This window comes from Pseudomonas sp. B23(2017) (assembly GCF_002113725.1).
Taxonomy (GTDB): Bacteria; Pseudomonadota; Gammaproteobacteria; order Pseudomonadales; family Pseudomonadaceae; genus Aquipseudomonas; species Aquipseudomonas putida_Z.
The window spans coordinates 28,769-52,784 of record NZ_NEJM01000001.1 but is presented as its reverse complement, the minus strand read 5'-3'; the positions used below and the strand labels follow the sequence as shown (position 1 = coordinate 52,784).

Below are 24,016 nucleotides of genomic sequence, written 5' to 3'. Positions count from 1 at the left end.
CAGGGTTGTTGCTTGCAGATTAAATGGTTACCAGCCCGCGCACACCTTCGGCCTGCATGTTTTCACCGCGCCCCCGCTGGATGATCTCGCCACGGGCCATCACCAGGTACTGGTCGGCCAGCTCCTCGGCGAAGTCGTAGAACTGCTCCACCAGCAGGATTGCCATGTCGCCACGCTCGGCGAGGCGGCGGATGACTGCGCCGATCTCCTTGATCACCGAAGGCTGGATGCCCTCGGTGGGCTCGTCGAGGATCAGCAGGCGCGGGCGGCTGGCCAGGGCGCGGCCGATGGCCAGCTGTTGCTGCTGGCCGCCGGACAGGTCACCGCCACGGCGTTGTTTCATCTGTTCCAGCACGGGGAACAGTTCGTAGATGAAGGGCGGTACCTCCCGAGCTTCACGGGCGGGGAAGCGCGAAAGGCCCATCAGCAGGTTTTCCTCGACAGTGAGGCGCGGGAAGATCTCGCGGCCCTGGGGCACGTAGGCGATGCCGGCGTGAACCCGTTGCTGGGGCTTGAGGTTGGTGATCGGCCTGCCTTCCCATTCGATGTTGCCGTCGCGGGCCGGGACCAGGCCCATCAGGCAGCGCAGCAGGGTGGTCTTGCCCACACCGTTGCGGCCCAGCAGGCAGGTGACTTCGCCGACCTTGGCCTCGAAGGACAGGCCCCGGAGGATATGGCTGCCGCCGTAGTACTGGTGCAGGGTGTCGATTTTCAGCATGTGTGGTTCCTGGGAAATCTGCTTTGCCTGTGCCGACCCTTTCGCGGGTAAACCCGCTCCCACAAGGACCGCGCAGCTCTTCAGGCCTGTGCCGTACCTGTGGGAGCGGGTTTACCCGCGAAGAGGCCGGCACAGGTATCCATATCTAGCGGCCCAGATACACCTCGACCACCCGCTCATCCGCCTGCACCTGCTCCAGCGACCCTTCCGCCAGCACGCTGCCCTGGTGCAGCACAGTCACATGGTCGGCAATGCTGCCGACAAACCCCATGTCATGCTCCACCACCATCAGCGAATGCTTGCCAGCCAACCCCTTGAACAGCTCGGCGGTGAACTCGGTCTCGGCATCGGTCATGCCTGCCACCGGCTCGTCCAGCAACAGCAGTTGCGGCTCCTGCACCAGCAACATGCCGATCTCCAGGAACTGCTTCTGCCCATGCGACAGCAAGCCCGCCTGGCGCTGGGCCAGCGGCAGCAGGCGCAAGGTGCCCAGCACCTCCTCGATGCGCTGGCGCTGCTCACCACCCAGGCGCGCTGCCAGGCTGGCCCATACCGACTTGTCGGTCTTCAGCGCCAGCTCCAGGTTTTCGAACACCGTCAGCGCCTCGAACACCGTGGGCTTCTGGAACTTGCGGCCTATGCCGGCCTGGGCAATCTGGTATTCGCTCATGCGGGTCAGGTCGAGGGTGTCACCGAAATAGGCCGTACCGCTGTCGGGCCGGGTCTTGCCGGTGATCACATCCATCATCGTGGTCTTGCCGGCCCCGTTGGGACCGATGATGCAGCGCAGCTCGCCCACGCCGATGTACAGGTTCAGCGCGTTCAGCGCCTTGAAGCCATCGAAGCTGACGTTGATGTCTTCCAGGCTCAGCACGGTGCCATGGCGGGTATCGAGGCCGGCCTTGCGGCTGTGGCCCAGGCCGATGGCGTCGCGGCCGGCTCCGAGGTTGTCGAACACCGGTTCGAGCATGAATTCCGGGTGGACCGGGGGCACGCCTCTCATGGCTGGCTCCTTTTCTTCAACAGGCCGACCACGCCCTTGGGCAGGTACAGGGTGACGAGGATGAACAACGCGCCGAGGAAGAACAGCCAGAACTCCGGGAAGGCCACGGTGAACCAGCTTTTCATGCCATTGACCAGGCCGGCGCCGAGCAGCGGGCCGATCAAGGTGCCGCGCCCGCCCAGGGCCACCCACACGGCGGCTTCGATGGAGTTGGTCGGCGACATCTCGCTGGGGTTGATGATGCCCACCTGCGGTACGTACAGCGCACCGGCCAGGCCGCACAGTACGGCGCTGAGCACCCACACCAGCAACTTGAAGCCACGCGGGTCGTAGCCACAGAACATCAGGCGGTTTTCGGCGTCGCGCACGGCGGTGAGCAAACGGCCGAACTTGCTGCGGGTGAGGCGCCAGCACAGGTACAGGCTGGCCAGCAGCAGGCCGACGGTGAGCAGGAACAGCACTGCGCGGGTGCCTTGGGCGGCGATGTCGAAGCCAAGGATGGTGCGAAAGCTGGTAAAGCCGTTGTTGCCGCCAAAGCCGGTTTCGTTGCGGAAGAACAGCAACATGCCGGCGAAGGTCAGCGCCTGGGTCATGATCGAGAAGTACACGCCCTTGATCCGCGAGCGGAAGGCAAACCAGCCGAACACCAGCGCCAGCAGCCCGGGCGCCAGCACCACCAGGCACAGGGCCCAGGCGAAATGCTGGGTGCCGGCCCAGTACCAGGGCAGCTCGCTCCACGACAGGAAGGTCATGAACCCCGGCAGGCCGTCACCGGCGGCCTGGCGCATCAGGTACATGCCCATGGCGTAGCCACCGAGGGCGAAGAACAGCCCGTGGCCCAGCGACAGCAGCCCGGCGTAGCCCCAGACCAGGTCCAGGGCCAGCGCGACGATGGCGTAGCAGAGGATCTTGCCGACCAGGGTCAGGGTGTAGGCCGACACTTGCAGGGCATGGTCCGCCGGCAGCAACGACAGCAGCGGCAGGGCCACCAGCAGCAGGACGACGACGGCGCCGATGGCCAGGGTCAGGCGTGGCCCGGCCTTTTGCGTAACGGTGACAAGCAGTGGCTGGTTCATCAGTCGATTCCCCGTCCCTTGAGGGCGAACAGGCCTTGCGGGCGCTTCTGGATGAACAGAATGATCAACGCAAGGATGAGGATCTTGCCGAGCACGGCGCCGATCTGCGGTTCCAGCAGCTTGTTGGCGATGCCAAGGCCGAAGGCTGCCCACAGGCTGCCGGCCAACTGGCCGACGCCGCCGAGCACCACCACCAGGAACGAGTCGATGATGTAGCTCTGGCCCAGGTCCGGGCCGACGTTGCCGACCTGGCTCAGGGCCACGCCGCCTAGCCCGGCGATGCCCGAGCCGAGGCCGAAGGCGAGCATGTCTACGCGCCCGGTGGACACGCCGCAGCAGGCGGCCATGTTGCGGTTCTGGGTGACTGCGCGCACGTTCAGGCCCAGCCGTGTGCGGTTGAGCAGCAGCCAGGTGAGCAGTACCACGGCCAGGGCGAAGCCGATGATCACCAGGCGGTTGTATGGCAGCACCAGGTTGGGCAGCAGCTGGATGCCCCCCGACAGCCAGGCCGGGTTGCTGACTTCGACGTTCTGCGCGCCGAACAGCAGGCGGATGGCCTGGATCAGGATCAGGCTGATGCCCCAGGTCGCCAGCAGGGTTTCCAGTGGGCGGCCATACAGGTGGCGGATTACCGTGCGCTCCAACGCCATGCCGACCCCGGCACTGATGGCGAACGCCACCGGCAGGGCGATCAGCGGGTAGAACTCGATGGCGCCGGGGGCGTAGCGCTGCAGCAGTACCTGGACCATGTAGGTGCTGTAGGCGCCGAGCATCAGCATCTCGCCGTGGGCCATGTTGATCACCCCGAGCAGGCCGAAGGTGATGGCCAGGCCAAGGGCTGCCAGCAGCAGGATCGAGCCCAGCGACAGGCCGCTGAAGGCCTGGCCGAGCAGTTCGCCCACCAGCAGCTTGCGCTGCACCTGGGCTAGGCTGGTTTCGGCGGCGGTGCGCACGCCCGGGTCGGTTTCCGCGTTGGGTTGCAGCAAGGCTTCGAGGCGGGTGCGGGCCAGCGGGTCACCGGTTTCGCCGAGCAGGCGAACGGCGGCCAGGCGTACTGCCGGTTCGCTGGCGCCCAGTTGCAGGTTGGCCAGGGCCAGGCCGAGGGCAGCGTGCACGGCGGCATCCGGTTCGCTGGCGAAGCGCCGGTCGAGGAAGGCCATTTGCGCCGGTTGCGCGCTTTTCTGTAGTTGTTGGGCAGCGGCCAGGCGGATGTCGCTGTTGTCGCTGAGCAACTGGTGGCTGGCCAGGGCATTGTCGATCAGGCCACGCAGGCGGTTGTTCAGGCGCACCTTGCGCGTGTCGTCGGCGGCGATGCGGCCTTGGCGCAGGTTGTCCAGCAGCGGCAGGCGGGCGGCATCGGGTTGCGCGGCCCAGCCTTCGAGCAGGCGGGCTTGCTCGGCGGGCTTGGCAGCGAGGAAGAATTCGCCCTCGCTGGCCTGGGTTGCCAAGGGCATCAGCAGGAGCAGGGTGAGCAGCAGTCTGAGCATGCGAGTAATCCTGAAAATCGGCGTTGGATTCTTCGCGGGCATGCCCGCTCCCACAGGTTTCGAACCTGGCACCGAACCTGTGGGAGCGGGCGTGCCCGCGAATGGGCTGCAAAGCAGCCCCAGTGCACTCAGTTACCTTTCACGGCGTAATCAGGGCGCTTGTCGTTGCCGGGAATGAACGGGCTCCATGGCTGCGCCCGTAGCGGTTGCTCGGTTTCCCACACCACGCTGAACTGCCCGTCATCCTGGATCTCGCCGATCATCACCGGCTTGTGCAGGTGGTGGTTGGTCTTGTCCATGGTCAGGGTGAAACCGGACGGCGCCTCGAAGCTTTGCCCGGCCAGTGCCTCGCGCACCTTGTCGACATCGGTGGACTTGGCTTTCTCCACCGCCTGCGCCCACATGTGGATGCCCACGTAGGTGGCCTCCATCGGGTCGTTGGTCACCGCCTTGTCCGCGCCTGGCAGGCCCTTGGCCTTGGCGTAGGCCTTCCAGTCGGCGACGAATTTCTGGTTGACCGGGTTATCCACCGACTCGAAGTAGTTCCACGCCGCCAGATGGCCCACCAGCGGCTTGGTGTCGATGCCGCGCAGTTCTTCTTCGCCCACCGAGAACGCCACCACCGGCACGTCGGTGGCCTTCAGGCCCTGGTTGGCCAGCTCCTTGTAGAACGGCACGTTGGAGTCGCCGTTGACCGTGGAGATGACCGCGGTCTTGCCGCCGGCGGAGAACTTCTTGATGTTGGCGACGATGGTCTGGTAATCGCTGTGGCCGAACGGCGTGTACACCTCTTCGATGTCCTTGTCGGCCACGCCCTTGCTGTGCAGGAAGGCACGCAGGATCTTGTTGGTGGTGCGCGGGTAGACGTAGTCGGTGCCCAGCAGGAAGAAGCGCTTGGCGCTGCCGCCGTCTTCGCTCAACAGGTACTCCACGGCCGGGATGGCCTGCTGGTTGGGCGCGGCGCCGGTGTAGAACACGTTTGGCGACATCTCTTCACCTTCGTACTGCACCGGGTAGAACAGCAGGCCGTTCAGTTCCTCGAACACTGGCAGTACCGACTTGCGCGATACCGAGGTCCAGCAGCCGAACACCACTGCCACCTTGTCCTGGGTCAGCAGCTGTCGGCTCTTTTCAGCGAACAGCGGCCAGTTGGAGGCCGGGTCGACCACCACCGGTTCGAGCAGCTTGCCGTTCACGCCGCCCTTGGCGTTGATCTGCTCGATGGTCATCAGCGCCATGTCCTTGAGCGAAGTCTCGGAAATGGCCATGGTCCCCGACAGCGAATGCAGGATGCCGACCTTGATGGTTTCGGCGGCCTGGATGCTCCAGCTCAGGCCCATTGCGGCAATCGATGCGCTAAGGGTGAAGGCCTTGATCAGACTGCGTCGCTTCATGTGCTCTCTCCGCTGAGTTTTTATGTGTTGGGCAAGCGGGGAGGGGTGTTGCAAGGGGTGTGCCTAACGGCGGAAGGTGCGCAATAGAGGGGTTGTGCGAGGTGTTGGGGCGTTGGCTGGATCCAGGTTGGTGCCTGATGGATTTGTGTGCACAGGATTGGGGCCGCAAAGCAGCCCCCGAGGCCATCAGCCGTTACGCACAGCCGTGCGCGGATGACGCTTGCTGCGCACACCCTGATAGGTCACCGCCAGCAGCACGAACCAGATCGGCGTCACCAGCAACGCCGCACGGGTATCGTCCTCCAGGCTCAGCAACACCAGGATGAAGGCAAAGAACACCAGGCACACGTAGCACATGAAGCGCCCGCCCGGCATCTTGTACTTCGAGGCCTGGTGCAGTGCCGCGCGGTGTTTGCGGTACTTCAGGTACGACAGCAGGATCAGTGTCCAGACGAACATGAACAGCACCGCCGAAACGGTGGTGACCAGGGTGAATGCCTCGACCACGTTCGGCACCAGGTAGATCAGCACTGCGCCCAGCAGCAGGCAGGTGCAGGAGAAGTACAGGCCGTTGGCTGGTACCGAGCGGCTCGACAGCTTCTCGAAGGCCTTGGGTGCGTCACCCTCCTGGCTTAGGCCGTAGAGCATGCGGCTGGTGGAGAACACGCCGCTGTTGGCCGACGAGGCCGCCGAGGTCAGCACCACGAAGTTGATGATGCTCGCCGCCGCCGGCAGGCCGGCCAGCACGAACAGCTCCACGAACGGGCTCTTGCCTGGCACCACGTCGCGCCATGGGGTCACGGCCATGATCGCGATCAGCGCCAGCACGTAGAACACGATGATCCGTACCGGGATCGAGTTGATCGCCCGTGGCAGGGTGCGTTCCGGGTTCTTCGCTTCGGCGGCGGTCGTGCCTACCAGCTCGATGCCGACGAAGGCGAACACGGCGATCTGGAAGCCGGCGAAGAAGCCCATCAGGCCATTGGGGAACATGCCACCGTCATTCCACAGGTTGGCCAGTTGCGCGGTGCGCCCGCTGGGCGAGGTGAAACCGGTGATGACCATGTACAGGCCGGTGACGACCAGGCCGATGATGGCGACGATCTTGATCAGGGCGAACCAGAACTCCATTTCACCGAACATCTTCACCGTCACCAGGTTCAGCGACAGCAGCAGCCCTACGCAGGTCAGCGCCGGTATCCACTGCGGCAGTTCGGGGAACCAGAACTGCGTATAGGCCGCGATCGCGACCACGTCGGCGATGCCGGTGACTACCCAGCAGAACCAGTAGGTCCAGCCGGTGAAGTAGCCCGCCCAGGGGCCGAGCAGGTCGGCGGAGAAATCGATGAAGGACTTGTAGTTGAGGTTCGACAGCAGCAGTTCGCCCATGGCGCGCATGACGAAGAACAGCATGAAGCCGATGATCATGTAGACGAAGATGATCGACGGCCCGGCCAGGCTGATGGTCTTGCCCGAGCCCATGAACAGGCCGGTACCGATCGCGCCACCGATGGCGATCAGCTGGATGTGGCGGTTGGTCAGGTTGCGCTGCAGATGCTGTTCATCTGGCGCTGTGGGTGAGGTTTGCGTCATAGGCTGCATTCCGTTGGACGGTCGGTCGTCTTGTCAGAGGTAGCCGGCTAGGCTAACACGCGCGTTCCAGTTCGGGGCGCGACAGATCGACTCGACTTTTGGGGAGCAGTGTTGTGCCTGTGCCGGCCTCTTCGCGGGCTTGCCCGCTCCCACAGGTACACCACAGGCCTCGAAATCTGTGGTGACCCTGTGGGAGCGGGCAAGCCCGCGAAGAGGCCGGTACAGGCCAAGACTCAAGCGCTGGCCAGCACCCGGCCGCGCCTCACCACCAAGCTATCCACCAGCCACATCACCACCATCGACACCCCCACCAGCGGGAACATCAACCCCAGCACCAGCATCACCCCCACCGCTACTTTCCAGCGCGGCAGGTCATGGCGCAGCGGCGGCACACCCAGCCCGCCGGCTGGCCTGCGCTTCCACCACATCACCAGCCCGCTCACCGAGCCCAGCAAGATCATCAGGCACACCAGCAGGATGATGATCTGGTTGAACGCCCCGAACATCTTGCCTTCATGCAGCATCACACCCAGCTCGGTGGCCCGGGCGACCGGGCTGTAGTCCTGCCAGCGCACATCGGCCAGCACCTTGCCGGTGTACTGGTCGACATGCAGGGTGGCGTCGTTGCGCGGGTCGTCGGCGAATACGGCGATGGTGAACACGCCATCGGCCGTGGTCGGCGCGGTGATGCTGTAACCCGGTTCGACCTGGCGCGCGGTAGCGATATCTTCGACCTGCTGCAGGCTTATCTGCGGCGCTGCCGGCGCGCTCGACATCATGTGATGCCCGGCATGTTCGGCGTGTGCACCGGACTGCGGCATCGGCGTGTTCTCAATCGCCCAAGGCACGGTCTGGCGGTGCGCGCTGTTGAGTTCACCCGCCTGCTGGTCCGACTTGGGCACGTCGTTCCACATGGCCGCCGGAAAGCGGTTCCACAAGTCGGCGTACTGCTTGCCCCACAGGCCGGTCCAGGTCATGCCGCTGACCAGCATCAGCAGCAACAAGGCCGAGCCCCAGAAACCGGTTACCGCGTGCAGGTCGCGCCAGAACAGTCGGCCGCGTGCCGACAGCCGTGGCCACAGCACGCCAGCACCATTGCGCCCGCGTGGCCACCACAAGTACAGGCCCGACACCACCAGCACGATGCCCCAGCCCGCAGCCAGTTCCACCAAACGGTCACCGACCGTGCCGACCATCAGTTCGCCATGCAGGGCGCGGGCGATGGCCTGCAGGTTCTGCTTGCCATCCTGTTCGCCGAGGACTTTGCCGCTGTAGGGGTCGACGAACACGTTCAGTTCGCGCCCGGCGTCATGCACCACGAATTGTGCGCTGCGTTCGGCGTTCAGCGGCGGCAGGTACTGGCCAACGTGGCCCTTGGGGTAGGCCTTGCGCACCTCGGCCAGCATCGTGTCCGCGCCCTGTCGGTGGTGGCCGGCTTCGACCACCATCAGCTCGCGGTACAGCAGCGGGTCGAGCTGCGGCTTGAACAGGTAGATGATCCCGGTAATTGCCAGCAGGATCATGAACGGGGCCACGAACAGCCCCGCATAGAAGTGCCAACGCCAGGCCAGGTTGTAGAAGTTGATGCGTGTTCCTCTCATGGGAACCTCCTGTTTGACCAGCAGATGGGCGCGACCTGCGCCGCGCCCGTTGTTGTTGTCAGAAGCTGAAGTCGACCTTGGTCCAGAAGGTCCTGCCTGGCTCGTTGACCGGCTGTGGATCGGTAGCCGGGTAGCCGAACCCGGCGTTCCCGGCCAGGTTCAAGTGCTCGGCGTAGGTCTTGTCGAACAGGTTGTCGACCCCTGCGCTGAGCTTGAGGTGGTTGCTTACCTTGTAGGCGCCATTGAGCGAGAACACGCCGAAGCCGGCGCTCTTGTCGTAGTCCTTGCCGACCACGTTGCCCTGGTTCTCGGCGATGCGGTTCTGCGCCGCCACCAGCCGCCACAGTGCGCCGACGCTCCACACATCGCGGCTGTAGGTCAGGCCCAGGCGGCTTTCCAGGGGCGGCATTTGCGGTAGTGCTGTGCCGTCACTGCTGTTCTTGCCCCATGCGTAGGCCAGCGTGGCGTCGGCCTTCCATTTTTCCGTCAGTTGGTAGGCCGCGCCCAGTTCGCCGCCCATGATGCGGGCGTCGATATTGCGGGCCCGGGAGCTCATCCCCTGGTAGTCGAACAGGATGTAGTCGCGGATCTGCCCCACGTAGCCGGAAGCCCAGGCTTCCATGCGCTCGTCGCGGTACTGGACACCGAAGTCGAGCTGGGTGGTCTTCTCCGGCTTGATGCTGTCAAAGGCATTGACCGAGCCGGTGGGGCCGCCCGCCGAGAACAGCTCCCAGTAGTCGGGGAAGCGTTGCGCATGGCCGAGGCCGATGTAGGTGGTGGCTGGCAGCGCCGCCAGGTCGTGCTCGTAGCGTACGAAGCCGCTGGGCAGGGTGTCGGCGCGGGTGTCGCCGTTGGTGGCGCTGGTCGCGCGGAAGTCGCGGGCCGAGGCGCGGTCCAGGCGGGCACCGCTGATCAACCGGTCCTCGCCGCTGACGTACCAGGTCAGCTCGCCGAAGGCACCGTAGTTGTGGAAGTCGGCGTCCTTGGTCCAGGCCTGGCCCTTGTGCGCGTCCACACCCATGCCTCCGCGCTTGCGATGTTCGTTGGTCTGCGCGTCGATGCCGCCGATCAGTTGAACATCAGCCCAGCGCCAGGTGGCCTTGATGCGTGCGCCCATGGTGCGGCGGTCGACGTTGCTGACCATCGGCATGCCCATCATGCCGCTGCCCGAAGGCGTGCGCAGGCTGTAGTTGTCCATCACGTGGTCGGCGTAGTTGTAGTAGACCTGCGCCTCGACCTTGTCGAGCACCTCGCCGAGGTTGGACTTTTCGAAACGCAGGCCCAGGCTTTCGCGCTTGAACTGCGAGCCGTCCATGCCGCGGCCGGCATAGCGGGCCTCGCCATCGCCCTTGCCGGCGGTGAGTTCCAGCAGGGTGTCCTGGTCGGGGGTCCAGCCGAGAGCGACATCGCCGTTCCACTTGTCCCAGCGTGACGGCACTGTGTTGTCACCGCCGTCGTGGTAGTCGTCCGAGCGCGACTGGTTGCCGACGAAGCGGGCGTAGGCCTGGTCGTTGCCGGCGGCAGTGTCCAGCACCTTGTCGAAGCGGCCGTTGGAGCCGGCCAGCAGGCTGGCATTGACCCGGCTGCCGAGGGTGCCGAACTTTTCCGGCTCGCGCTCGAAGAGGATGGTGCCCGCCGAGCCGCCCGGGCCCCAGATTACGCTTTGCGGGCCTTTGATGACGGTCAGGCGGTCGTAGGTTTCCGGCGAAATGTACGACGTGGGGGCGTCCATGCGGTTGGGACAGGCGCCCAGCATCAGGCCGCCATTGGTGAGGATGTTCAGGCGCGAGCCGAACATGCCGCGCAGTACCGGGTCGCCGTTGGTGCCGCCGGCGCGGATGGCCGAGAAGCCGGGGATGGTCTTCAGGTAGTCGGCGCCATCGCTGGCCGGCACCGGCTGGCGCGGGTCTTTCGGGTTGGTGACCACGGTCAGCGGCGAGCTCGGGGCCACCGCGGTGATCACCGTCGGGTTTAGCTCGGGGGCGTCGTGTGCATGGCCTTCATGGCCTGGGTCGGCGGCCAGGGCCACGGGCGCGAGCAGCGAGCCGCACACGGCGGCGATGGTCCCACGCAGGGACAAGGCAAAAACAGGGGTGCAGCCGGACATAATGATTCCAGTCGATCAGTCATGAGTCAGCGCGAAGCCTCCTGGCTCCGTGCGCAAAAAATGTGGGTTCAGACGTTGATCGAGGAAGGTGGGGCGCGGCTGCGCGCGCCGGGGAATACAGCCTGCCGGGCATGGCCCTGGCGCGTGGGTGCGAACAGGTGAGTGGTGGGTACGACGCTGCCGGCACTGAGCGGGCTGAGGGCCTGGGGCAGGGCCGGGCAGTTGAACAACAGGCTGCAGTAACCGCACTTTTCCCACATCACATGCAGCTGGCCATCGCCAGCCTGGCCGTGATGGGTGTCGCCGCCATGCTGATGGGCGGTGGCCATCGGCATGTCCATCGGCATGCTCATGCCGGCGTGGTGGTCCATCGGCATCGACTGGGAAATCAGCGGGCCGATGAAGATCATCCACATGGCGAACAGGCTCAGCCATCCGCCACCGGCGCGCCTGCGGTCAGGGCGGGTGGTACGGCTGATGCTGTTGCGCGGCAGGCTCATGGCGAGTGCCTTTCAGCGGGTGATCAGTGCGCGTGTTCGTGGGCTTGCGGCTGGTCCGTCGGCGCCTGCTTCTGCACGGCCACATCGACGGTGATATCGCCGGCCTTTTCGAAGTGCAGGGTCAACGGGAAGCGCTTGCCGTCGCTGAGCAGGCTGCGGTCCTTGGGCTGCATCAGCATCACATGGTAGGCGCTGGGGGCGAAGGTCAGGTCCTTGCCTGCGGGCACCACCACGCTGGGCACCTGCTGCATCTTCATGGCACCGCTGGCGCTCATGGCATGCTCGTGCAGTTGTGCGTCATCGCTGATGGGGCTGTCGACGCTGAGCAGGCGGTCGTCGGCCTGGCCGTTGTTGTGCACCACGAAATACGCCGCGACGTTGGGGGCGTTGGGGGGCAGCTGCAGTGACCAGGGGTGGGCGATGTGCAGGTCACCCACGCTGTATTCGTGGGCATTGGCAAAGGCGCCGGGCAGCAGCAGGGCGGCCATGACGAGGGCGTGCTTGAGCATGGTGAATCTCCGTTTCTGTTCAGGTTCAGGCAGACAGCGTGAAGAACTCAGGCCAGCGGAGAGGCACGGGGATTGAGCGCCGGCCAGAGTTGGCGCGGCGTGGCGTGGTAGTCGGCGGGTGGCGGCAGCAGGCCGGCGAGCAGTATCGGCGGGTTGTGCAGCTGCGGCGGGTAACCGGGCAGGGCCAGCAGCGGCGCGGCACCGGAGCAGCACCAGCAATTCATCATGCTGGCGCTGTCGTCGCTTTGCGGGCCGAGGTCGATCTTGGCCAGGGCCTGGACGTCGACCTTGGCCTTGTTGGCCATGCTGGAACAGAAGGCCCCCCACAGCAGCTGCTCGGCCGGGCCCTTGGGCGCGGCGGAAGACAGCGGCATGGCCAGCAGGTTGAACAGCACTGCAAGGCAGGCTATCCAGGCGATGTGCCGACGTGGGGGCATGGAGAGATCCGGTCAGGAATCGTGGTGGGTATTGTAAGGCGGAGTATAGGTAAAAATGGCGGGGTGCGGTGAAGTGACGCAGGCATGCTGTTGAAGCGGTGTCGCCTGCTTCGCGGGCACGCCCGCTCCCACAGGATTATCACCGGCCCAAGGGCAGCGGGTAACCTGTAGGAGCGGCCTTGTGTCGCGATGGGGCGCAAAGCGCCCCCAGCATTATCAAGCCTTGCCACGCCCCATCAGCCCACGCACGGTCTCCTGCAGGTCCGCCGGCAGCACCACCACCTTGGCATTGCTGCTGCCCGCCAGGTTCTCCATCGCCCCCACATAGCGTTCGCCCAGCAGGTACATCGCCGGCACGGTCTCGTTGCCGACCGCGTCCTTGACCAGCGTAATCGCCCGCGCCGAGGCCTCGGCCAGGCTGATCTGCGCTTCGGCATCCAGCCTGGCAGCCTGCAAGCGTGCTTCTGCTTCCAGGATCGCCGCCTGCTTGGCCCCTTCGGCACGGGTCACGTCGGCCTTGCGCTCACGCTCTGCTGCCGCCTGGCGCTCCATGGCCAGTTGCATGTTCTCCGAGGGCTTGATGTCCTGGATTTCCACCGAGCGTACGGTCACGCCCCAGTCTTCGGTCTGCTCGGACATCGCCTCGCGCAGGCGCGCCTTGATCTGCTCGCGGCTGGACAGCGCTTCGTCCAGGTCCATGGCGCCGACGATGGCGCGCAGCGAGGTCATGGTCAGGCTGGTGACGGCGAACGAGAAATCCTGCACGCCATAGGAGGCCTTCTGCGGGTCGACCACCTTGGCGAAGCACAGGGCGTTGGCGACGATCACCGCGTTGTCCCGGGTGATGATTTCCTGCTGCTGCACATCGAGGATGATGTCCTTGGTCGGCAGGCGGTAGGCGACCACGTCCATGTACGGGATGACGATGTTCAGGCCGGGCTTGAGCGTGCTTTGGTAGCGGCCCAGGCGCTCGACGACCCATTCCTCGCCCTGGGGCACGATGCGCACCCCCTTGAACACGGTGATCAGGACGAACAGGGCGATGGCGACGACGACGATGAGGCTGGTCATGATGCGAAATTCCTTTTAGTGCGGATTCAGGCCCGGATGACCCGGGCGGTGTTCCCTTCGATGGCGGTCAGGCGTACCCGCTCGCCGGCCGCGATCTCGCTGTTGGCGACGCAGGTCCATTCCTCGTTGCCGAGGATAGGCTTCTGGAAGCGCACACGGCCTTTCTGGAACTCCGACACACCAGCAGTCAGCAGCCCTACTTCACCGATCACGCTTTCGGCGGTCCAGCGCACGTCTGGTTGCTTGCGCCGGAACAGCTTGAACCACAGTGCCGTGGTGACTGACGACATCAGCACCCACAGCAGCACCTGCATGTCCAGTTGCAGGCTGGGGGCGGCCAGCGAAATGAGCGACACCAGCACGGCGCCGATGCCGAACCAGAGGATGAAGAACGTCGGCAGGACCAGTTCGAGCAGGATCAGCGCGATGCCGAAGACCAGCCAGATCCACCATTGCATTTCCATATGGGTAGCGCCTTCCGGGAGAGAGTGCCGAGTTTAAGGTAGCAGTGCGGCACATGGCCACTTCATGGTTTGCAAGAAAAGTCCGAAATGGCTGTAGGAGCAACTGTCTTGTGCAAATACATGAAAGTTGCCGCGTCCCCTGTGGGAGCGGGTTCACCCGCGAACACCGGCGAAGCCGGTGCCATGCACCGCGTTGATTTCTTCGCGGGTAAACCCGCTCCCACAGGGATCTGCGGTGCGCTTACGGAATTTGTTATCCGCGCAGGTCGAGTGCCGCAGCCAGGTCGGCTGGCGAGTCGAATGCCCGGTCCACATCCGGCAACGCCGGTCGCTTCAGGATCAGCACAGGTATCCCCAGCTCCCGCGCCACTTCCAGCTTCGGTTCGGTCGCCACGCTGCCGCTGTTCTTGCTGATCAGTACATCGATCTTGCGGCGCTGGAACAACGCCCGCTCATCCTCGATATGGAACGGCCCGCGTGCGCCAATCACTTCGCAGCGATCATTGCCAGGGCACGCCTCCAGCGCACGCAAGGTCCAGAACTGCTCCGGCGGTATCTCGTCCAGATGTTGCAGCGGCTCACGCCCCAGCGTGAACAATGGCCTGCGAAACGGCTTGAGTACCTCGATCAACCCCGCCCAGTCCTCGACCTCGCGCCAATCGTCCCCCGTTTGCGCCTGCCAGGCCGGGCGGCGCAAGGCCCAGCACGGGATACCGGCCATGCGTGCGGCGTTGGCCGCATTGCGGCTGATCTGTGCGGCATAGGGATGTGTAGCATCGATCAGCAACGTGACGCCTGCCTCGTGCAGGTAGCTGGCCAACCCTTCGGCGCCGCCAAAGCCGCCGACCCGAACCTGGCATTGCAGGTCCTGCGGCACCCGGCCGATGCCCGCCAGGCTGTAGACGTGCTGCGGGCCCAGGCGGCGAGCGATGGCCAGGGCTTCAGTGACGCCGCCCAGCAGCAGGATGCGCCCGTTCATTGCACACCTGCCCGGCCGACGATGCCACCCTGGCGGTCGATGGCGAACACCTCCACCTGCACCTGCGCTGGCACCACGCTGCGGGCAAAGGCCAGGGCGTGGCCGCACACCGCGTCACCCAAGGGGATGCCGGCTGCATGGGCCAGTGCCAGGGCCTGCTGGCTGGTGTTGGCAGTAATGATCGATGCCTGCAGCGCCTCGTCGGCGCCGATGTCCGCCGCCCAGCCGGCCAGTTGCGGCAGGTCGATGCTGGAGTGGCGGCTATGCAGGTCCATGTGCCCGGCAGCCAGTTTGCTGATCTTGCCGAAACCGCCGCACAGGGTCAGGCGTGGCACCGGCACCTTGCGCAGGTGCTTGAGCACCGCACCGACGAAGTCGCCCATTTCGATCAGGGCTATTTCCGGCAGGCCATAGACGCGGCGCATGGTGTCCTCGCTGGCGTTGCCGGTGCATGCGGCGATATGTGTGTAGCCGTTGGTGTGGGCGACGTCGATGCCCTGGTGGATCGAGGCGATGTAGGCCGCGCAGGAAAACGGCCGCACGATGCCGCTGGTGCCGAGGATCGACAGCCCGCCGAGAATGCCCAGGCGCGGGTTCATGGTCTTCAGGGCCAGTTGCTCGCCGCCCTGCACATTGACCGTGACCTCGAAGCCACCGGGGTAGCTGCATTCGTCCGCCAGGCGTTGCAGGTGTTCGCTGATCATGCGCCGTGGCACCGGGTTGATGGCCGGCTCACCCACCGCCAGCACCAGCCCCGGGCGGGTCACAGTGCCGACGCCGGTGCCGGCGACAAAACGGATGCCCGGTTCGGCCAGCAGGCGCACCTGGCTATAGAGCAGGGCGCCGTGGGTCACGTCCGGGTCGTCGCCGGCGTCCTTGAGCGTGCCCGCTTCGGCACCTTGGCTGGTGAGGCGGCAGAACTCCAGGCGCATCTGCACCACCTTGCCCTTGGGCAGGGTGATGCTGACGGCGTCGTTGCTCTCGCCACCAAGCAGCAAGCGTGCTGCCGCCAGGCTGGTGGCGGTGGCGCAGCTGCCGGTGGTCAGGCCGCTGCGCAGGGGAGCGGGCTGTTCGCGGGTTTCTTCACGCATCGGCGGGTTTCACCACGTCCAGCAAGGTGATCGGCAGCGCCTGGCGCCAAGTGTCGAACGCGCCCAATGGCTGGGCATGGGCGACATGGATGCGGGTCAGCTCGCCACCGTGGCGTTCACGGAAATGCGCCAGGGCCAGTTCGCTTTGCAGGGTCACCGCATTGGCTACCAGCCGGCCGCCGGGGCGCAGGCTTGCCCAGCACAGGTCGAGCACGCCTTCGCGGGTGACGCCGCCACCGATGAAGATCGCATCCGGTTGCTCCAGGCCCTCCAGCGCTGCCGGTGCCTTGCCGCGGACCAGTTGCAGGCCGGGTACACCCAGCGCATCGCGGTTGTGTTCGATGAAGCCCTGGCGGCCTTCGTCGGCCTCGATGGCCAAGGCGCGGCAGGCCGGGTGGGCGCGCATCCATTCGATGCCGATCGAGCCGCAGCCGGCACCCACGTCCCACAGCAGCTCGCCGGGCTGTGGTGCCAGGCGGGCCAGGGTGATGGCGCGGACATCGCGTTTGGTCAGCTGGCCGTCATGCCGGAAGGCGCTGTCCGGCAACCCGGCCAGCCGGTGCAGGCGCGGCGCCTCGGGTGTGGCCAGGCACTCGATGGCTACCAGGTTGAGCGCGGCGACGTCGCTGTGCGGCCAGTCCTGGGCGGTGCCGGCCAACTCACGTTCGTCCACGCCACCCAAGTGTTCGAAGACCCGCAGGCGGCTTGGCCCGAAGCCCCGCTCGCGCAGCTGCGTGGCAATTGCTGCCGGGCTGTCGCCGTCGTTGCTCAGCACCAGCAGGCGCACGCCGCTGTGCAGGTGGGCATTGAGCGCTGCCAGGGGCCGAGCGACCAGCGATACCACCTGTACGTCCTGCAGTGGCCAGCCCAGGCGGGCGGCGGCCAGGGCGCAGGAGGAGGGCATCGACAGCACGCGTATTTCAGCGGCGGGCAGTTGGCGCGCCAGGCTGGCGCCGACGCCGTAGAACATTGGGTCGCCGCTGGCCAGCACGCATACCGGCTGGCCGCGCAGGGCCAGTACCGGGGCCAGCGAGAACGGGCTTGGCCAGCCCAGCCGTTCGCCGACCACGCAGCGTGGCAGCAAGGCCAGCTGGCGCGGGCTGCCGAAGATCCGCGCAGCGCCCAGCAGCGCGCGCCGGGCCTGCTTGCCCAGGCCGCTGAAGCCGTCTTCGCCGATACCTACAACTGTCAGCCAGGGTGCCATGTATTTCATTCCGCCATTTTTGGGGCCGCTGCGCGCCCCTTCGCGGGCTCGCCCGCTCCCACAGGTACAGCGCAGCCGTTGAGGGCAGCGGTGATCCTGTGGGAGCGGGCGAGCCCGCGAAGAAGGCGACGCGGTCCTGAATTTCTACTCGATCGTCGATGATGCTCGACCACCGGCTTTTCATGCCGCCGGACAAAGCAGGCATAATACCGCGCCTTCTACACTCAAGCGCATTTTCACAGATTGCCGGACGCCCCTTTGACCCAGGCCCATGCCTCCCATGTATCGCCCCGTCCCTCGGCCTGCCCGGGGTTGTGGCGCATCGTCAGTGCCCGTGATGGCGGCATCTGCCGCATCAAGCTGCCGGGCGGCCTGCTGCTGGCCGACCAGGCCGACGCAGTGGCGGCGGCTGCCGAGCGTTTCGCCGGTGGCGTGATCGAGGCCACCAACCGCGGCAACCTGCAGATTCGCGGCATCGGCAGCGAGCATCGCGGCCTGGTCGAGACACTGCTCGCTGCCGGCCTGGGCCCACGTGATGCCGCCGGTGACGATGTACGCAACCTGATGCTCAGCCCGCTGGCCGGGCATGACCCGGCGATGCTGCTGGACGCTCGGCCGCTGGCCGGGCAGATCCTCGACCTGCTGGAAGGCACCCCGCGTTTTCATCAGTTGTCGGCCAAGTTCGCCGTGCAGCTGGATGCCGGCGAAAACCTGGCCATGCTTGAACACCCCCATGACCTGTGGCTGTCGGCCCTGCGCCTGGAGCAGCAGACCTGGCTGGCGTTCGGCCTGGCGGGTTGCCCGGCAGACGGCCAGGTGCTCGGTGCGGTGCCGGCGGACCAAGGCCTGGCACTGGTGCGTGCGGTGCTGGAGCGCTTCCTCGACCTGGCCACCCCGGCACAGTCGCGCATGCGCCAGTTGCTTGAGGTGTGTTCGGCAACCGATTTCATCGACGGGCTCGGCCTGGCCATCCGCCGCGATGCCGCCGTGCTCGCATGGCGGCGTGCACCCAGCAACGTCTCGTGGCTGGGCGTTCTGCCGCAGGCGCAGGGCGTCGCCTTGGGCGTTGCCCCGCCGCAGGGGCGCCTGACCCCGGCCATGCTGCGTGGCGCTGCGCGCGTTGCCCGTGAACATGGCGATGGCAGCCTGCGCCTGAGCCCCTGGCAAAGCCTGGTGCTGACCAACCTGCAAGCCCAACACATCGATCACGCCCAGGCCGGGTTGTCCGCACTGGGCCTGCTATGCCACGACCATGAGCCACTGGCACGCATAAGCGCCTGTACCGGCGCCAGTGGCTGTACCAAGGCCCTGGGCGAGACCAAGGCCGACGCCGTCACCCTGGCTGCACTGCTCGGCCCTGGCGTGCCCGGTAGCGTGCACTTGTCCGGTTGCCCCCGATCCTGCGCCGTGGCCCATGTTGCCCCGGCCACCCTGCTGGCCCGCGCGCCGGGCCGTTACGACCTGTACCTGCGTGATGCGCGCCTGCCGGGCTTCGGCGCCCTGCGCGCCACCGACCTTACCTTGAATGAAGCAGGCGCCATGCTCGACCTGCCGACGGAGCACCTTGATGATTGACTACATCCGCGATGGTCAGGAGATCTATCGCAATTCCTTCCGGATCATCCGCGAGGAAGCCCGACTCGAGCGGATCCCCGCAGACCTCGAAAAGCTCGCCGTGCGCGTGATCCACGCCTGTGGCATGGTCGACGCCATCGATGGCCTGCAGTTCTCCGAAGGCGCCGGCCGGGCCGGGCGCGAGGCGTTGCTGAACGGCGCGCCGATCCTGTGTGATGCGCACATGGTCGCCGAAGGCATTACCCGCGCCCGCCTGCCCGCCGACAACAAGGTCATCTGCACCCTGCGCGACCCGAGCGTACCGGGCCTGGCGAAAGACGCCGGCAACACCCGTTCCGCCGTGGCCCTGGAGCTGTGGCGACCGCACCTGGAAGGCAGTGTGGTGGTGATCGGCAACGCGCCTACCGCACTGTTCTACCTGCTGGAAATGCTCGACGCCGGCGCCCCGAAACCAGCACTGATCCTCGGCTTCCCGGTCGGTTTCGTCGGTGCCGCCGAGTCCAAGGCGATGCTCGCCGCCGACAGCCGTGGCGTGCCGTTCGTGATCATGCAAGGCCGCCTGGGCGGCAGCGCGATGGCCGCCGCTGCGGTCAACGCCCTCGCCACGGAGGTGGAATGATGGCGCCGCGTGGACGTCTGCTGGGCCTGGGCGTGGGCCCTGGCGACCCTGAACTGATTACCCTCAAGGCCCTGCGCCTGCTGCGTGAAGCGCCCGTGGTCGGCTACTTCGTGGCCAAGGGCAAGCGCGGCAACGCCTTCGGCATCATCGAGGCGCACCTGCAGCCCGAGCAGACCTTGCTGCCGCTGGTCTACCCGGTAACCACCGAAGCGCTGCCAGCGCCGCTGTCCTATGAACAGGTGATCAGCGACTTCTACGACGAGGCCAGCGTGCAGGTAGCCGAGCACCTGGATGCCGGCCGCGACGTGGCGGTGATCTGTGAAGGCGACCCGTTCTTCTATGGTTCCTACATGTACCTGCACGACCGCCTGGCGCAGCGCTACGAGGCCGAAGTGATCCCCGGCGTCTGCTCGATGCTCGGTGGCGCCTCGGTACTGGGCGCGCCGCTGGTTTACCGCAACCAGAGCCTGTCGGTGCTGTCTGGCGTGTTGCCAGCCGAAGAGCTCAAGCGTCGCCTGGCCGACGCCGACGCGGCGGTGATCATGAAGCTTGGCCGCAACTTCCCCAAGGTGCGCGAAGTGCTGGCCGAACTGGGCCTGGACGGGCGCGCGCTGTATGTGGAGCGGGCGACCATGGCCAACCAGAAGATCGTGCCGCTGGACCAGGTCGACCCACAGTCGTCGCCGTACTTCTCGCTGATCATCGTGCCGGGTGAAAAATGGCAGGGCTGAGCATGCATCAGGCACCGGCGATCGTCATCCTTGGCCAGGGCAGCCTGGCCACGGCGCAGCGTATCCAGCAGTGTTATCCACAAGCATCGATCCATGGCCTGGAAGGCCGGGTCGAGGGTGCCGATCTTTGCTACACCGCGTTCGGCGATACCCTGCGTGGGCTGTACCAGCAGAACACGCCGATCATCGCCCTGTGCGCGGCGGGTATCGTCATCCGCAGCCTGGCCAGCCTGCTCAGCGAGAAAGGTGTCGAGCCACCGGTACTGGCCGTGGCCGAAGACGGCAGTGCCGTAGTGCCGTTGCTCGGTGGCCTTGGCGGTGTGAACGTGATGGCGCGTGAAATCGCTGAAGCACTGGGCGTTGCTGCGGCCATCACCACCAGCGGCGAGCTGCGTTTCGGCACCTGTCTGCTGAACCCGCCACAGGGCTATGCGCTGGCGGATATCGAGCAAGGCAAGCGCTTTGTCTCCGACCTGCTGGCTGGCGAGGCGGTGCGCATCGAAGGTGACGCGCCGTGGCTGCAACAGGCGCAGTTGCCTGCCAGCGAGGCGGCTCGGCGTACCATCCATGTGGGGCACCAGGCCCGCCCGGCCAGCCGCGACGAGCTGCTGATCCACCCGCGTTCGGTGGTAGTGGGTGTTGCTGGCGGCAGCCTGGCCAGTATTCGTGCGGCATTGCAGCAGGCCGGCATCGCCGAGCCGGCAGTGGCCTGCCTGCTGGCCGACGAGCAAGCCATGGCCGACAATGCCCTGCACGAGGCCGCACAGGCCCTGGGGATTGCCTTGCGCTTTGCTGCCAAGACGCATGATCTAGCCGGGATGGTTGCTGCGGCATTGCCTGCTGCGCAGCTGATCGAGGTGGCAGACGTGGTCATCGCGGTGGCGCCTGCCCCGGTCGAGGTGGCGCAGATCGGTCGTCGTCGGGGTCGCCTGGCGGTCATCGGCCTGGGGCCGGGTGCAGCCGAGCTGATGGTGCCGGCGGTCAAGGCCGAACTGGCGCGAGCCGAGGATGTGCTCGGTTACGAAACCTACGTGCGCATGGCCGGCCCGTTCCGTGACGACCAGGTGCTGCACTGCACCGACAACCGTGAAGAGATGCAGCGTGCCCGGCATGCCTTCGAACTGGCAGCCCAGGGCCGTTCGGTGGTGGTGGTGTCGTCGGGTGACCCGGGTGTGTTCGCCATGGCAGCTGCGGTACTTGAAGCGTTGCACGAGTCCACTGAGCCGGCCTGGCACCGGGTGGATCTCGAGATCCTGCCGGGGGTGTCGGCCTCGCTCGCGACCGCTGCCCAGGCGGGCGCGCCGCTGGGGCATGACTTCTGCGTGATGTCGCTGTCGGACAACCTCAAGCCATGGTCGATCATTGAAAAGCGCCTGGACCTGGCGGCCCAGGCCGACCTGGTGCTGGCGTTCTACAACCCGATCTCCAAGGCAAGGCCGTACCAGCTCGGGGTAGCGCTGGAGGTCGTGCGTCGGCACCGCGAGGGGAACACGCCTGTAGTCCTTGGCCGTGACATCGGTAGGCCGGGGCAGACGCTGAAGGTCGTCACATTGGCCGAGCTGCTGCCGGAAATGGTCGACATGCGCACCATGGTGCTGGTGGGTTCATCTACAACCTGCGTGTTTCCTCGCCTCTCGGGTGGGGTGTGGGCCTACACGCCGCGTTGGTACCCGTCGGCCGACTAGTTGCACCGGAAACCCTTCAGCGCGCTGCATCCTGGGCGCGCTGGCTAAGGTGGTCGCCCCTGACTCGGGGGGCAACTATCTAGGAGTTTCCACATGTCCACAGAAACACAAGTCACTGCAACCGACACAGCCATCCTGGTCGAAGGCAACCTGCTGGCCTGCGGCGCAGGCATGTCTTCGCAAAGCCGTCATGACGTAAAGAACGCCTTCCACTTTGCCACCTTGGTGGCTGACAAGTCCTTCGATGCCGAAAAACAGAGCAGGGAGTGGTACGACCGGTTCATCGATGTCATGCGTGATCTTGGCTTTACCATCCCTCGTCGCACCTTCGAGCTGGAAACCTCTGCCGAGCTGTCTGTCACCATAGGTGCTGTCGCTGTACGGGCGATTGGTGCGGTCGGTAATGCGGTGCTGGGTGGTACCAAGTTGGGTGTGCTGGCCAAGGCGGCCTTCGACAAACTCACCACCGTCGAAAATGACCTCAAGGTGGTCGATCACAAGCGCAAGAACAAGGTCAGGGGCATGGTCGGGATGGCCGCCTGCGTCGAAACCGACAACAACGATGTGGTCATGGTGGTGAGCTGCATCCAGGCGTCTGCCCCACAACTGGATGATGACATCCTGGGTATCCAGTGGAAGCTGGAAAAGACCGAGTACTACGCCGGCATGGCTGTGCTCACCCTCAACACTTTCGTCTACGACAAGGTCCGCGAAACCGTGGAAAACAAACTCGGCGTGCGCAGCGTCGAGAACGTTCTCCAGTACGACATCTGATTGCAAGGCGGCGTTGTTGCAACGCCGCCTTGTTCGGCTCTTTGTGACGAGGCAACGCAATGGACAGAACAGCTGAACAACTGATGTTGATTGGCGGGACGGCATTACTGTATCGCGCGGACGCTGGCCAGACTCAACGCCAGGCTGCCTTCGACTCCATCCTTTACGCCCAGTTGGTGGCCAACAGGAATGCGGGGTCACGCTTTGACAACTATGAAGCCTGGTATGACGCCTATCGCGAGGCATATCGGCAACTGGGCTGGATCAAGCTGGCCAGTACGCATGACCTGAAACAGTTGGGGCAACCCGCGCGCAGCGCGCAGATACAGCCGCTCGAGGCGTGGCTGAAGATGCGCTCGATCCGTCATGAGGCCGTGCTGGCTGCAGTCAGAAGCGGCCTGGGCCGATCGATCGAAGGTTTTCGCCACCAGCTGAAGTTCAGCACGCAGGGTTCGCAGCTGGTGATCGAGCTTGGCCTGCTCAAGCCGGGGCCGGCGCTCGACCTTTGCAGTATCACCCTGCAGTTCGACAAGCCGATCGCCGGCATCTCTCAGGACATGCTGCTGGTCGAAAAGGCGCTGGAGGGCGAAGCCGGGTTCAATGGCGTTTCCTTGCAGCTGGATAACGGGCGCTTCCAACACCAGCGAGATGAACTGCAGGCATTGATGAAAACCAAGGATGCGCAGGGGGAGTATCGGTTCGACCTCAATGCGGCGATGGTCAGGGCGCCAGGTAGCCTTTGATACCGGTAAAGATGATTTGTGCAGCCAGGGCGCAGACGAACAGTCCCATCAGCCGGCTGACGATCTGCAGGCCCTGGTCGCCGAGGATGCGCTCGATACGGTGTGACAGGTACAGCACCAGGCCGACGGTAAAGCTGGCCAGGGCGATGCTGATGATGGCCAACAGCTTGTCGTCCCAGTGCGGGTGGCCGACGCCCATTACCAGCAGTGCACCGATGGTGCCGGGGCCGACGGTGAGCGGGATGGTCAGCGGCACGATGGTGACATCCTGCTGCACGTTGTCGGCCTGTACCGCGGACTTGCCTTGGGCCATGCCCAGTGCCGAGATGAACAGCACGCTGCCAGCGCCGATGCGGAAGGCGTCGGCGGTGATGCCGAAGATGCCGAAGATCGCCCGCCCGAACAGGTACAGCAGGACACTGGCGATCAGCGCGGCGATGGCCACCTTCCAGGCCAGCTGCTTGCGCTCCTTGCTGGAGTGTCCGCGGGTCAGGCTGATGAAGCACGACAGCACGAAGAACGGGCTGTAGAGCACGAGCATTTTCAGGTAGACGCTGAACAACTCATGGAGCATGGGGGCTAGTCCAGGCAGTTATGGCTGGGCAGAGTTTATCAGCAGATTCTGTTGATAGCCTGTACCGGCCTTTTCGCGGGT

At 65.5% G+C, this 24,016-nt stretch carries 23 protein-coding genes; 6 read left to right on the top strand and 17 right to left on the bottom strand.

The window, feature by feature from the left end; all coding sequences use genetic code 11:
• Positions 1 to 19: 19 nt before the first annotated feature.
• From urtE to cbiE, 16 genes are all read right to left on the bottom strand, one after another.
• Positions 20 to 718, bottom strand: coding sequence for an urea ABC transporter ATP-binding subunit UrtE (urtE, locus tag CAG46_RS00255; RefSeq protein WP_085614768.1), 699 nt, complete (start codon positions 716 to 718; stop codon positions 20 to 22).
• Positions 719 to 863: 145 nt separating this feature from the next.
• Positions 864 to 1,721: an urea ABC transporter ATP-binding protein UrtD gene (gene urtD, locus CAG46_RS00250; protein WP_085614770.1), complete on the bottom strand. Its 858-nt coding sequence runs from the start codon at positions 1,719 to 1,721 to the stop codon at positions 864 to 866.
• Positions 1,718 to 2,797, bottom strand: a complete 1,080-nt coding sequence (urtC, locus tag CAG46_RS00245; RefSeq protein ID WP_085614772.1) for an urea ABC transporter permease subunit UrtC — start codon at positions 2,795 to 2,797, stop codon at positions 1,718 to 1,720. The genes urtD and urtC overlap by 4 nt, the downstream gene beginning before the upstream one ends.
• Positions 2,797 to 4,326 (bottom strand): urea ABC transporter permease subunit UrtB, encoded by a 1,530-nt coding sequence (urtB, locus tag CAG46_RS00240; protein ID WP_371917541.1) that lies wholly within the window; start codon positions 4,324 to 4,326, stop codon positions 2,797 to 2,799. Before urtB ends, urtC begins: the two co-directional genes overlap by 1 nt.
• An 86-nt stretch (positions 4,327 to 4,412) precedes the next feature.
• The gene (urtA, locus tag CAG46_RS00235; protein WP_085614776.1) at positions 4,413 to 5,678 is read right to left on the bottom strand and encodes an urea ABC transporter substrate-binding protein; all 1,266 of its coding nucleotides are present in this window, start codon (positions 5,676 to 5,678) and stop codon (positions 4,413 to 4,415) included.
• 186 nt (positions 5,679 to 5,864) lie between these two features.
• The gene (gene cycA, locus CAG46_RS00230) at positions 5,865 to 7,271 is read right to left on the bottom strand and encodes a D-serine/D-alanine/glycine transporter (RefSeq protein WP_025340798.1); all 1,407 of its coding nucleotides are present in this window, start codon (positions 7,269 to 7,271) and stop codon (positions 5,865 to 5,867) included.
• Positions 7,272 to 7,504: 233 nt separating this feature from the next.
• On the bottom strand, positions 7,505 to 8,872 hold the full coding sequence (locus tag CAG46_RS00225; RefSeq protein WP_085614778.1) for a PepSY domain-containing protein: 1,368 nt from the start codon (positions 8,870 to 8,872) through the stop codon (positions 7,505 to 7,507).
• Positions 8,873 to 8,930: 58 nt separating this feature from the next.
• Positions 8,931 to 10,979, bottom strand: coding sequence for a TonB-dependent copper receptor (locus CAG46_RS00220; RefSeq protein WP_085614780.1), 2,049 nt, complete (start codon positions 10,977 to 10,979; stop codon positions 8,931 to 8,933).
• 68 nt (positions 10,980 to 11,047) lie between these two features.
• The gene (locus tag CAG46_RS00215) at positions 11,048 to 11,479 is read right to left on the bottom strand and encodes a DUF2946 domain-containing protein (RefSeq protein WP_025340795.1); all 432 of its coding nucleotides are present in this window, start codon (positions 11,477 to 11,479) and stop codon (positions 11,048 to 11,050) included.
• Positions 11,480 to 11,502: 23 nt separating this feature from the next.
• Positions 11,503 to 11,988, bottom strand: a complete 486-nt coding sequence (locus CAG46_RS00210; protein WP_025340794.1) for a copper chaperone PCu(A)C — start codon at positions 11,986 to 11,988, stop codon at positions 11,503 to 11,505.
• A 47-nt stretch (positions 11,989 to 12,035) separates the two neighbouring features.
• Positions 12,036 to 12,425, bottom strand: a complete 390-nt coding sequence (locus CAG46_RS00205) for a DUF2946 domain-containing protein (protein ID WP_024087799.1) — start codon at positions 12,423 to 12,425, stop codon at positions 12,036 to 12,038.
• Between the two features lie 216 nt (positions 12,426 to 12,641).
• Complete coding sequence (locus CAG46_RS00200) at positions 12,642 to 13,496, bottom strand: SPFH domain-containing protein (protein WP_075046500.1); 855 nt, start codon at positions 13,494 to 13,496, stop codon at positions 12,642 to 12,644.
• Positions 13,497 to 13,522: 26 nt separating this feature from the next.
• Positions 13,523 to 13,960, bottom strand: coding sequence for an NfeD family protein (locus CAG46_RS00195; RefSeq protein ID WP_025340792.1), 438 nt, complete (start codon positions 13,958 to 13,960; stop codon positions 13,523 to 13,525).
• Between the two features lie 253 nt (positions 13,961 to 14,213).
• Positions 14,214 to 14,939 (bottom strand): cobalt-precorrin-6A reductase, encoded by a 726-nt coding sequence (locus tag CAG46_RS00185; RefSeq protein ID WP_085614782.1) that lies wholly within the window; start codon positions 14,937 to 14,939, stop codon positions 14,214 to 14,216.
• Complete coding sequence (locus CAG46_RS00180) at positions 14,936 to 16,030, bottom strand: cobalt-precorrin-5B (C(1))-methyltransferase (protein WP_085614784.1); 1,095 nt, start codon at positions 16,028 to 16,030, stop codon at positions 14,936 to 14,938. Before CAG46_RS00180 ends, CAG46_RS00185 begins: the two co-directional genes overlap by 4 nt.
• Entirely contained in the window at positions 16,023 to 17,234 is a 1,212-nt protein-coding gene (cbiE, locus tag CAG46_RS00175; RefSeq protein WP_085614786.1) for a precorrin-6y C5,15-methyltransferase (decarboxylating) subunit CbiE, read from the bottom strand. The genes CAG46_RS00180 and cbiE overlap by 8 nt, the downstream gene beginning before the upstream one ends.
• A 243-nt stretch (positions 17,235 to 17,477) precedes the next feature.
• Between cbiE and cobG the strand changes: the two genes are divergently transcribed.
• From cobG to CAG46_RS00145, 6 genes are all read left to right on the top strand, one after another.
• Entirely contained in the window at positions 17,478 to 18,809 is a 1,332-nt protein-coding gene (gene cobG / locus CAG46_RS00170; RefSeq protein ID WP_178080666.1) for a precorrin-3B synthase, read from the top strand.
• Positions 18,802 to 19,428 carry a precorrin-8X methylmutase gene (locus CAG46_RS00165; protein ID WP_003257545.1) on the top strand — a complete coding sequence of 209 codons (627 nt, stop codon included), beginning with the start codon at positions 18,802 to 18,804 and terminating at the stop codon, positions 19,426 to 19,428. The genes cobG and CAG46_RS00165 overlap by 8 nt, the downstream gene beginning before the upstream one ends.
• Positions 19,425 to 20,159, top strand: coding sequence for a precorrin-2 C(20)-methyltransferase (locus CAG46_RS00160; RefSeq protein ID WP_016712210.1), 735 nt, complete (start codon positions 19,425 to 19,427; stop codon positions 20,157 to 20,159). Before CAG46_RS00165 ends, CAG46_RS00160 begins: the two co-directional genes overlap by 4 nt.
• Complete coding sequence (gene cobJ / locus CAG46_RS00155) at positions 20,147 to 21,844, top strand: precorrin-3B C(17)-methyltransferase (RefSeq protein ID WP_085614790.1); 1,698 nt, start codon at positions 20,147 to 20,149, stop codon at positions 21,842 to 21,844. The genes CAG46_RS00160 and cobJ overlap by 13 nt, the downstream gene beginning before the upstream one ends.
• Positions 21,845 to 21,937: 93 nt before the next feature.
• Positions 21,938 to 22,618 (top strand): hypothetical protein, encoded by a 681-nt coding sequence (locus tag CAG46_RS00150; protein ID WP_085614792.1) that lies wholly within the window; start codon positions 21,938 to 21,940, stop codon positions 22,616 to 22,618.
• Between the two features lie 59 nt (positions 22,619 to 22,677).
• On the top strand, positions 22,678 to 23,361 hold the full coding sequence (locus CAG46_RS00145; protein ID WP_256575036.1) for a hypothetical protein: 684 nt from the start codon (positions 22,678 to 22,680) through the stop codon (positions 23,359 to 23,361).
• Here CAG46_RS00145 and CAG46_RS00140 read toward each other — a convergent pair.
• A complete protein-coding gene (locus CAG46_RS00140) occupies positions 23,339 to 23,935 on the bottom strand; it encodes a MarC family protein (RefSeq protein WP_013974374.1) in 597 nt (198 codons plus the stop codon). The two genes, CAG46_RS00145 and CAG46_RS00140, sit on opposite strands and share 23 nt — an antisense overlap.
• Positions 23,936 to 24,016 lie beyond the last annotated feature (81 nt).

Coding starts and splice junctions, on each gene's coding strand:
- urtE (WP_085614768.1), bottom strand. CDS start 718: ATGCTGAAAATCGACACCCTGCACCAGTACTACGGCGGCAGCCATATC.
- urtD (WP_085614770.1), bottom strand. CDS start 1,721: ATGAGAGGCGTGCCCCCGGTCCACCCGGAATTCATGCTCGAACCGGTG.
- urtC (WP_085614772.1), bottom strand. CDS start 2,797: ATGAACCAGCCACTGCTTGTCACCGTTACGCAAAAGGCCGGGCCACGC.
- urtB (WP_371917541.1), bottom strand. CDS start 4,326: ATGCCCGCGAAGAATCCAACGCCGATTTTCAGGATTACTCGCATGCTC.
- urtA (WP_085614776.1), bottom strand. CDS start 5,678: ATGAAGCGACGCAGTCTGATCAAGGCCTTCACCCTTAGCGCATCGATT.
- cycA (WP_025340798.1), bottom strand. CDS start 7,271: ATGACGCAAACCTCACCCACAGCGCCAGATGAACAGCATCTGCAGCGC.
- CAG46_RS00225 (WP_085614778.1), bottom strand. CDS start 8,872: ATGAGAGGAACACGCATCAACTTCTACAACCTGGCCTGGCGTTGGCAC.
- CAG46_RS00220 (WP_085614780.1), bottom strand. CDS start 10,979: ATGTCCGGCTGCACCCCTGTTTTTGCCTTGTCCCTGCGTGGGACCATC.
- CAG46_RS00215 (WP_025340795.1), bottom strand. CDS start 11,479: ATGAGCCTGCCGCGCAACAGCATCAGCCGTACCACCCGCCCTGACCGC.
- CAG46_RS00210 (WP_025340794.1), bottom strand. CDS start 11,988: ATGCTCAAGCACGCCCTCGTCATGGCCGCCCTGCTGCTGCCCGGCGCC.
- CAG46_RS00205 (WP_024087799.1), bottom strand. CDS start 12,425: ATGCCCCCACGTCGGCACATCGCCTGGATAGCCTGCCTTGCAGTGCTG.
- CAG46_RS00200 (WP_075046500.1), bottom strand. CDS start 13,496: ATGACCAGCCTCATCGTCGTCGTCGCCATCGCCCTGTTCGTCCTGATC.
- CAG46_RS00195 (WP_025340792.1), bottom strand. CDS start 13,960: ATGGAAATGCAATGGTGGATCTGGCTGGTCTTCGGCATCGCGCTGATC.
- CAG46_RS00185 (WP_085614782.1), bottom strand. CDS start 14,939: ATGAACGGGCGCATCCTGCTGCTGGGCGGCGTCACTGAAGCCCTGGCC.
- CAG46_RS00180 (WP_085614784.1), bottom strand. CDS start 16,030: ATGCGTGAAGAAACCCGCGAACAGCCCGCTCCCCTGCGCAGCGGCCTG.
- cbiE (WP_085614786.1), bottom strand. CDS start 17,234: ATGGCACCCTGGCTGACAGTTGTAGGTATCGGCGAAGACGGCTTCAGC.
- CAG46_RS00165 (WP_003257545.1), top strand. CDS start 18,802: ATGATTGACTACATCCGCGATGGTCAGGAGATCTATCGCAATTCCTTC.
- CAG46_RS00160 (WP_016712210.1), top strand. CDS start 19,425: ATGATGGCGCCGCGTGGACGTCTGCTGGGCCTGGGCGTGGGCCCTGGC.
- cobJ (WP_085614790.1), top strand. CDS start 20,147: ATGGCAGGGCTGAGCATGCATCAGGCACCGGCGATCGTCATCCTTGGC.
- CAG46_RS00150 (WP_085614792.1), top strand. CDS start 21,938: ATGTCCACAGAAACACAAGTCACTGCAACCGACACAGCCATCCTGGTC.
- CAG46_RS00145 (WP_256575036.1), top strand. CDS start 22,678: ATGGACAGAACAGCTGAACAACTGATGTTGATTGGCGGGACGGCATTA.
- CAG46_RS00140 (WP_013974374.1), bottom strand. CDS start 23,935: ATGCTCCATGAGTTGTTCAGCGTCTACCTGAAAATGCTCGTGCTCTAC.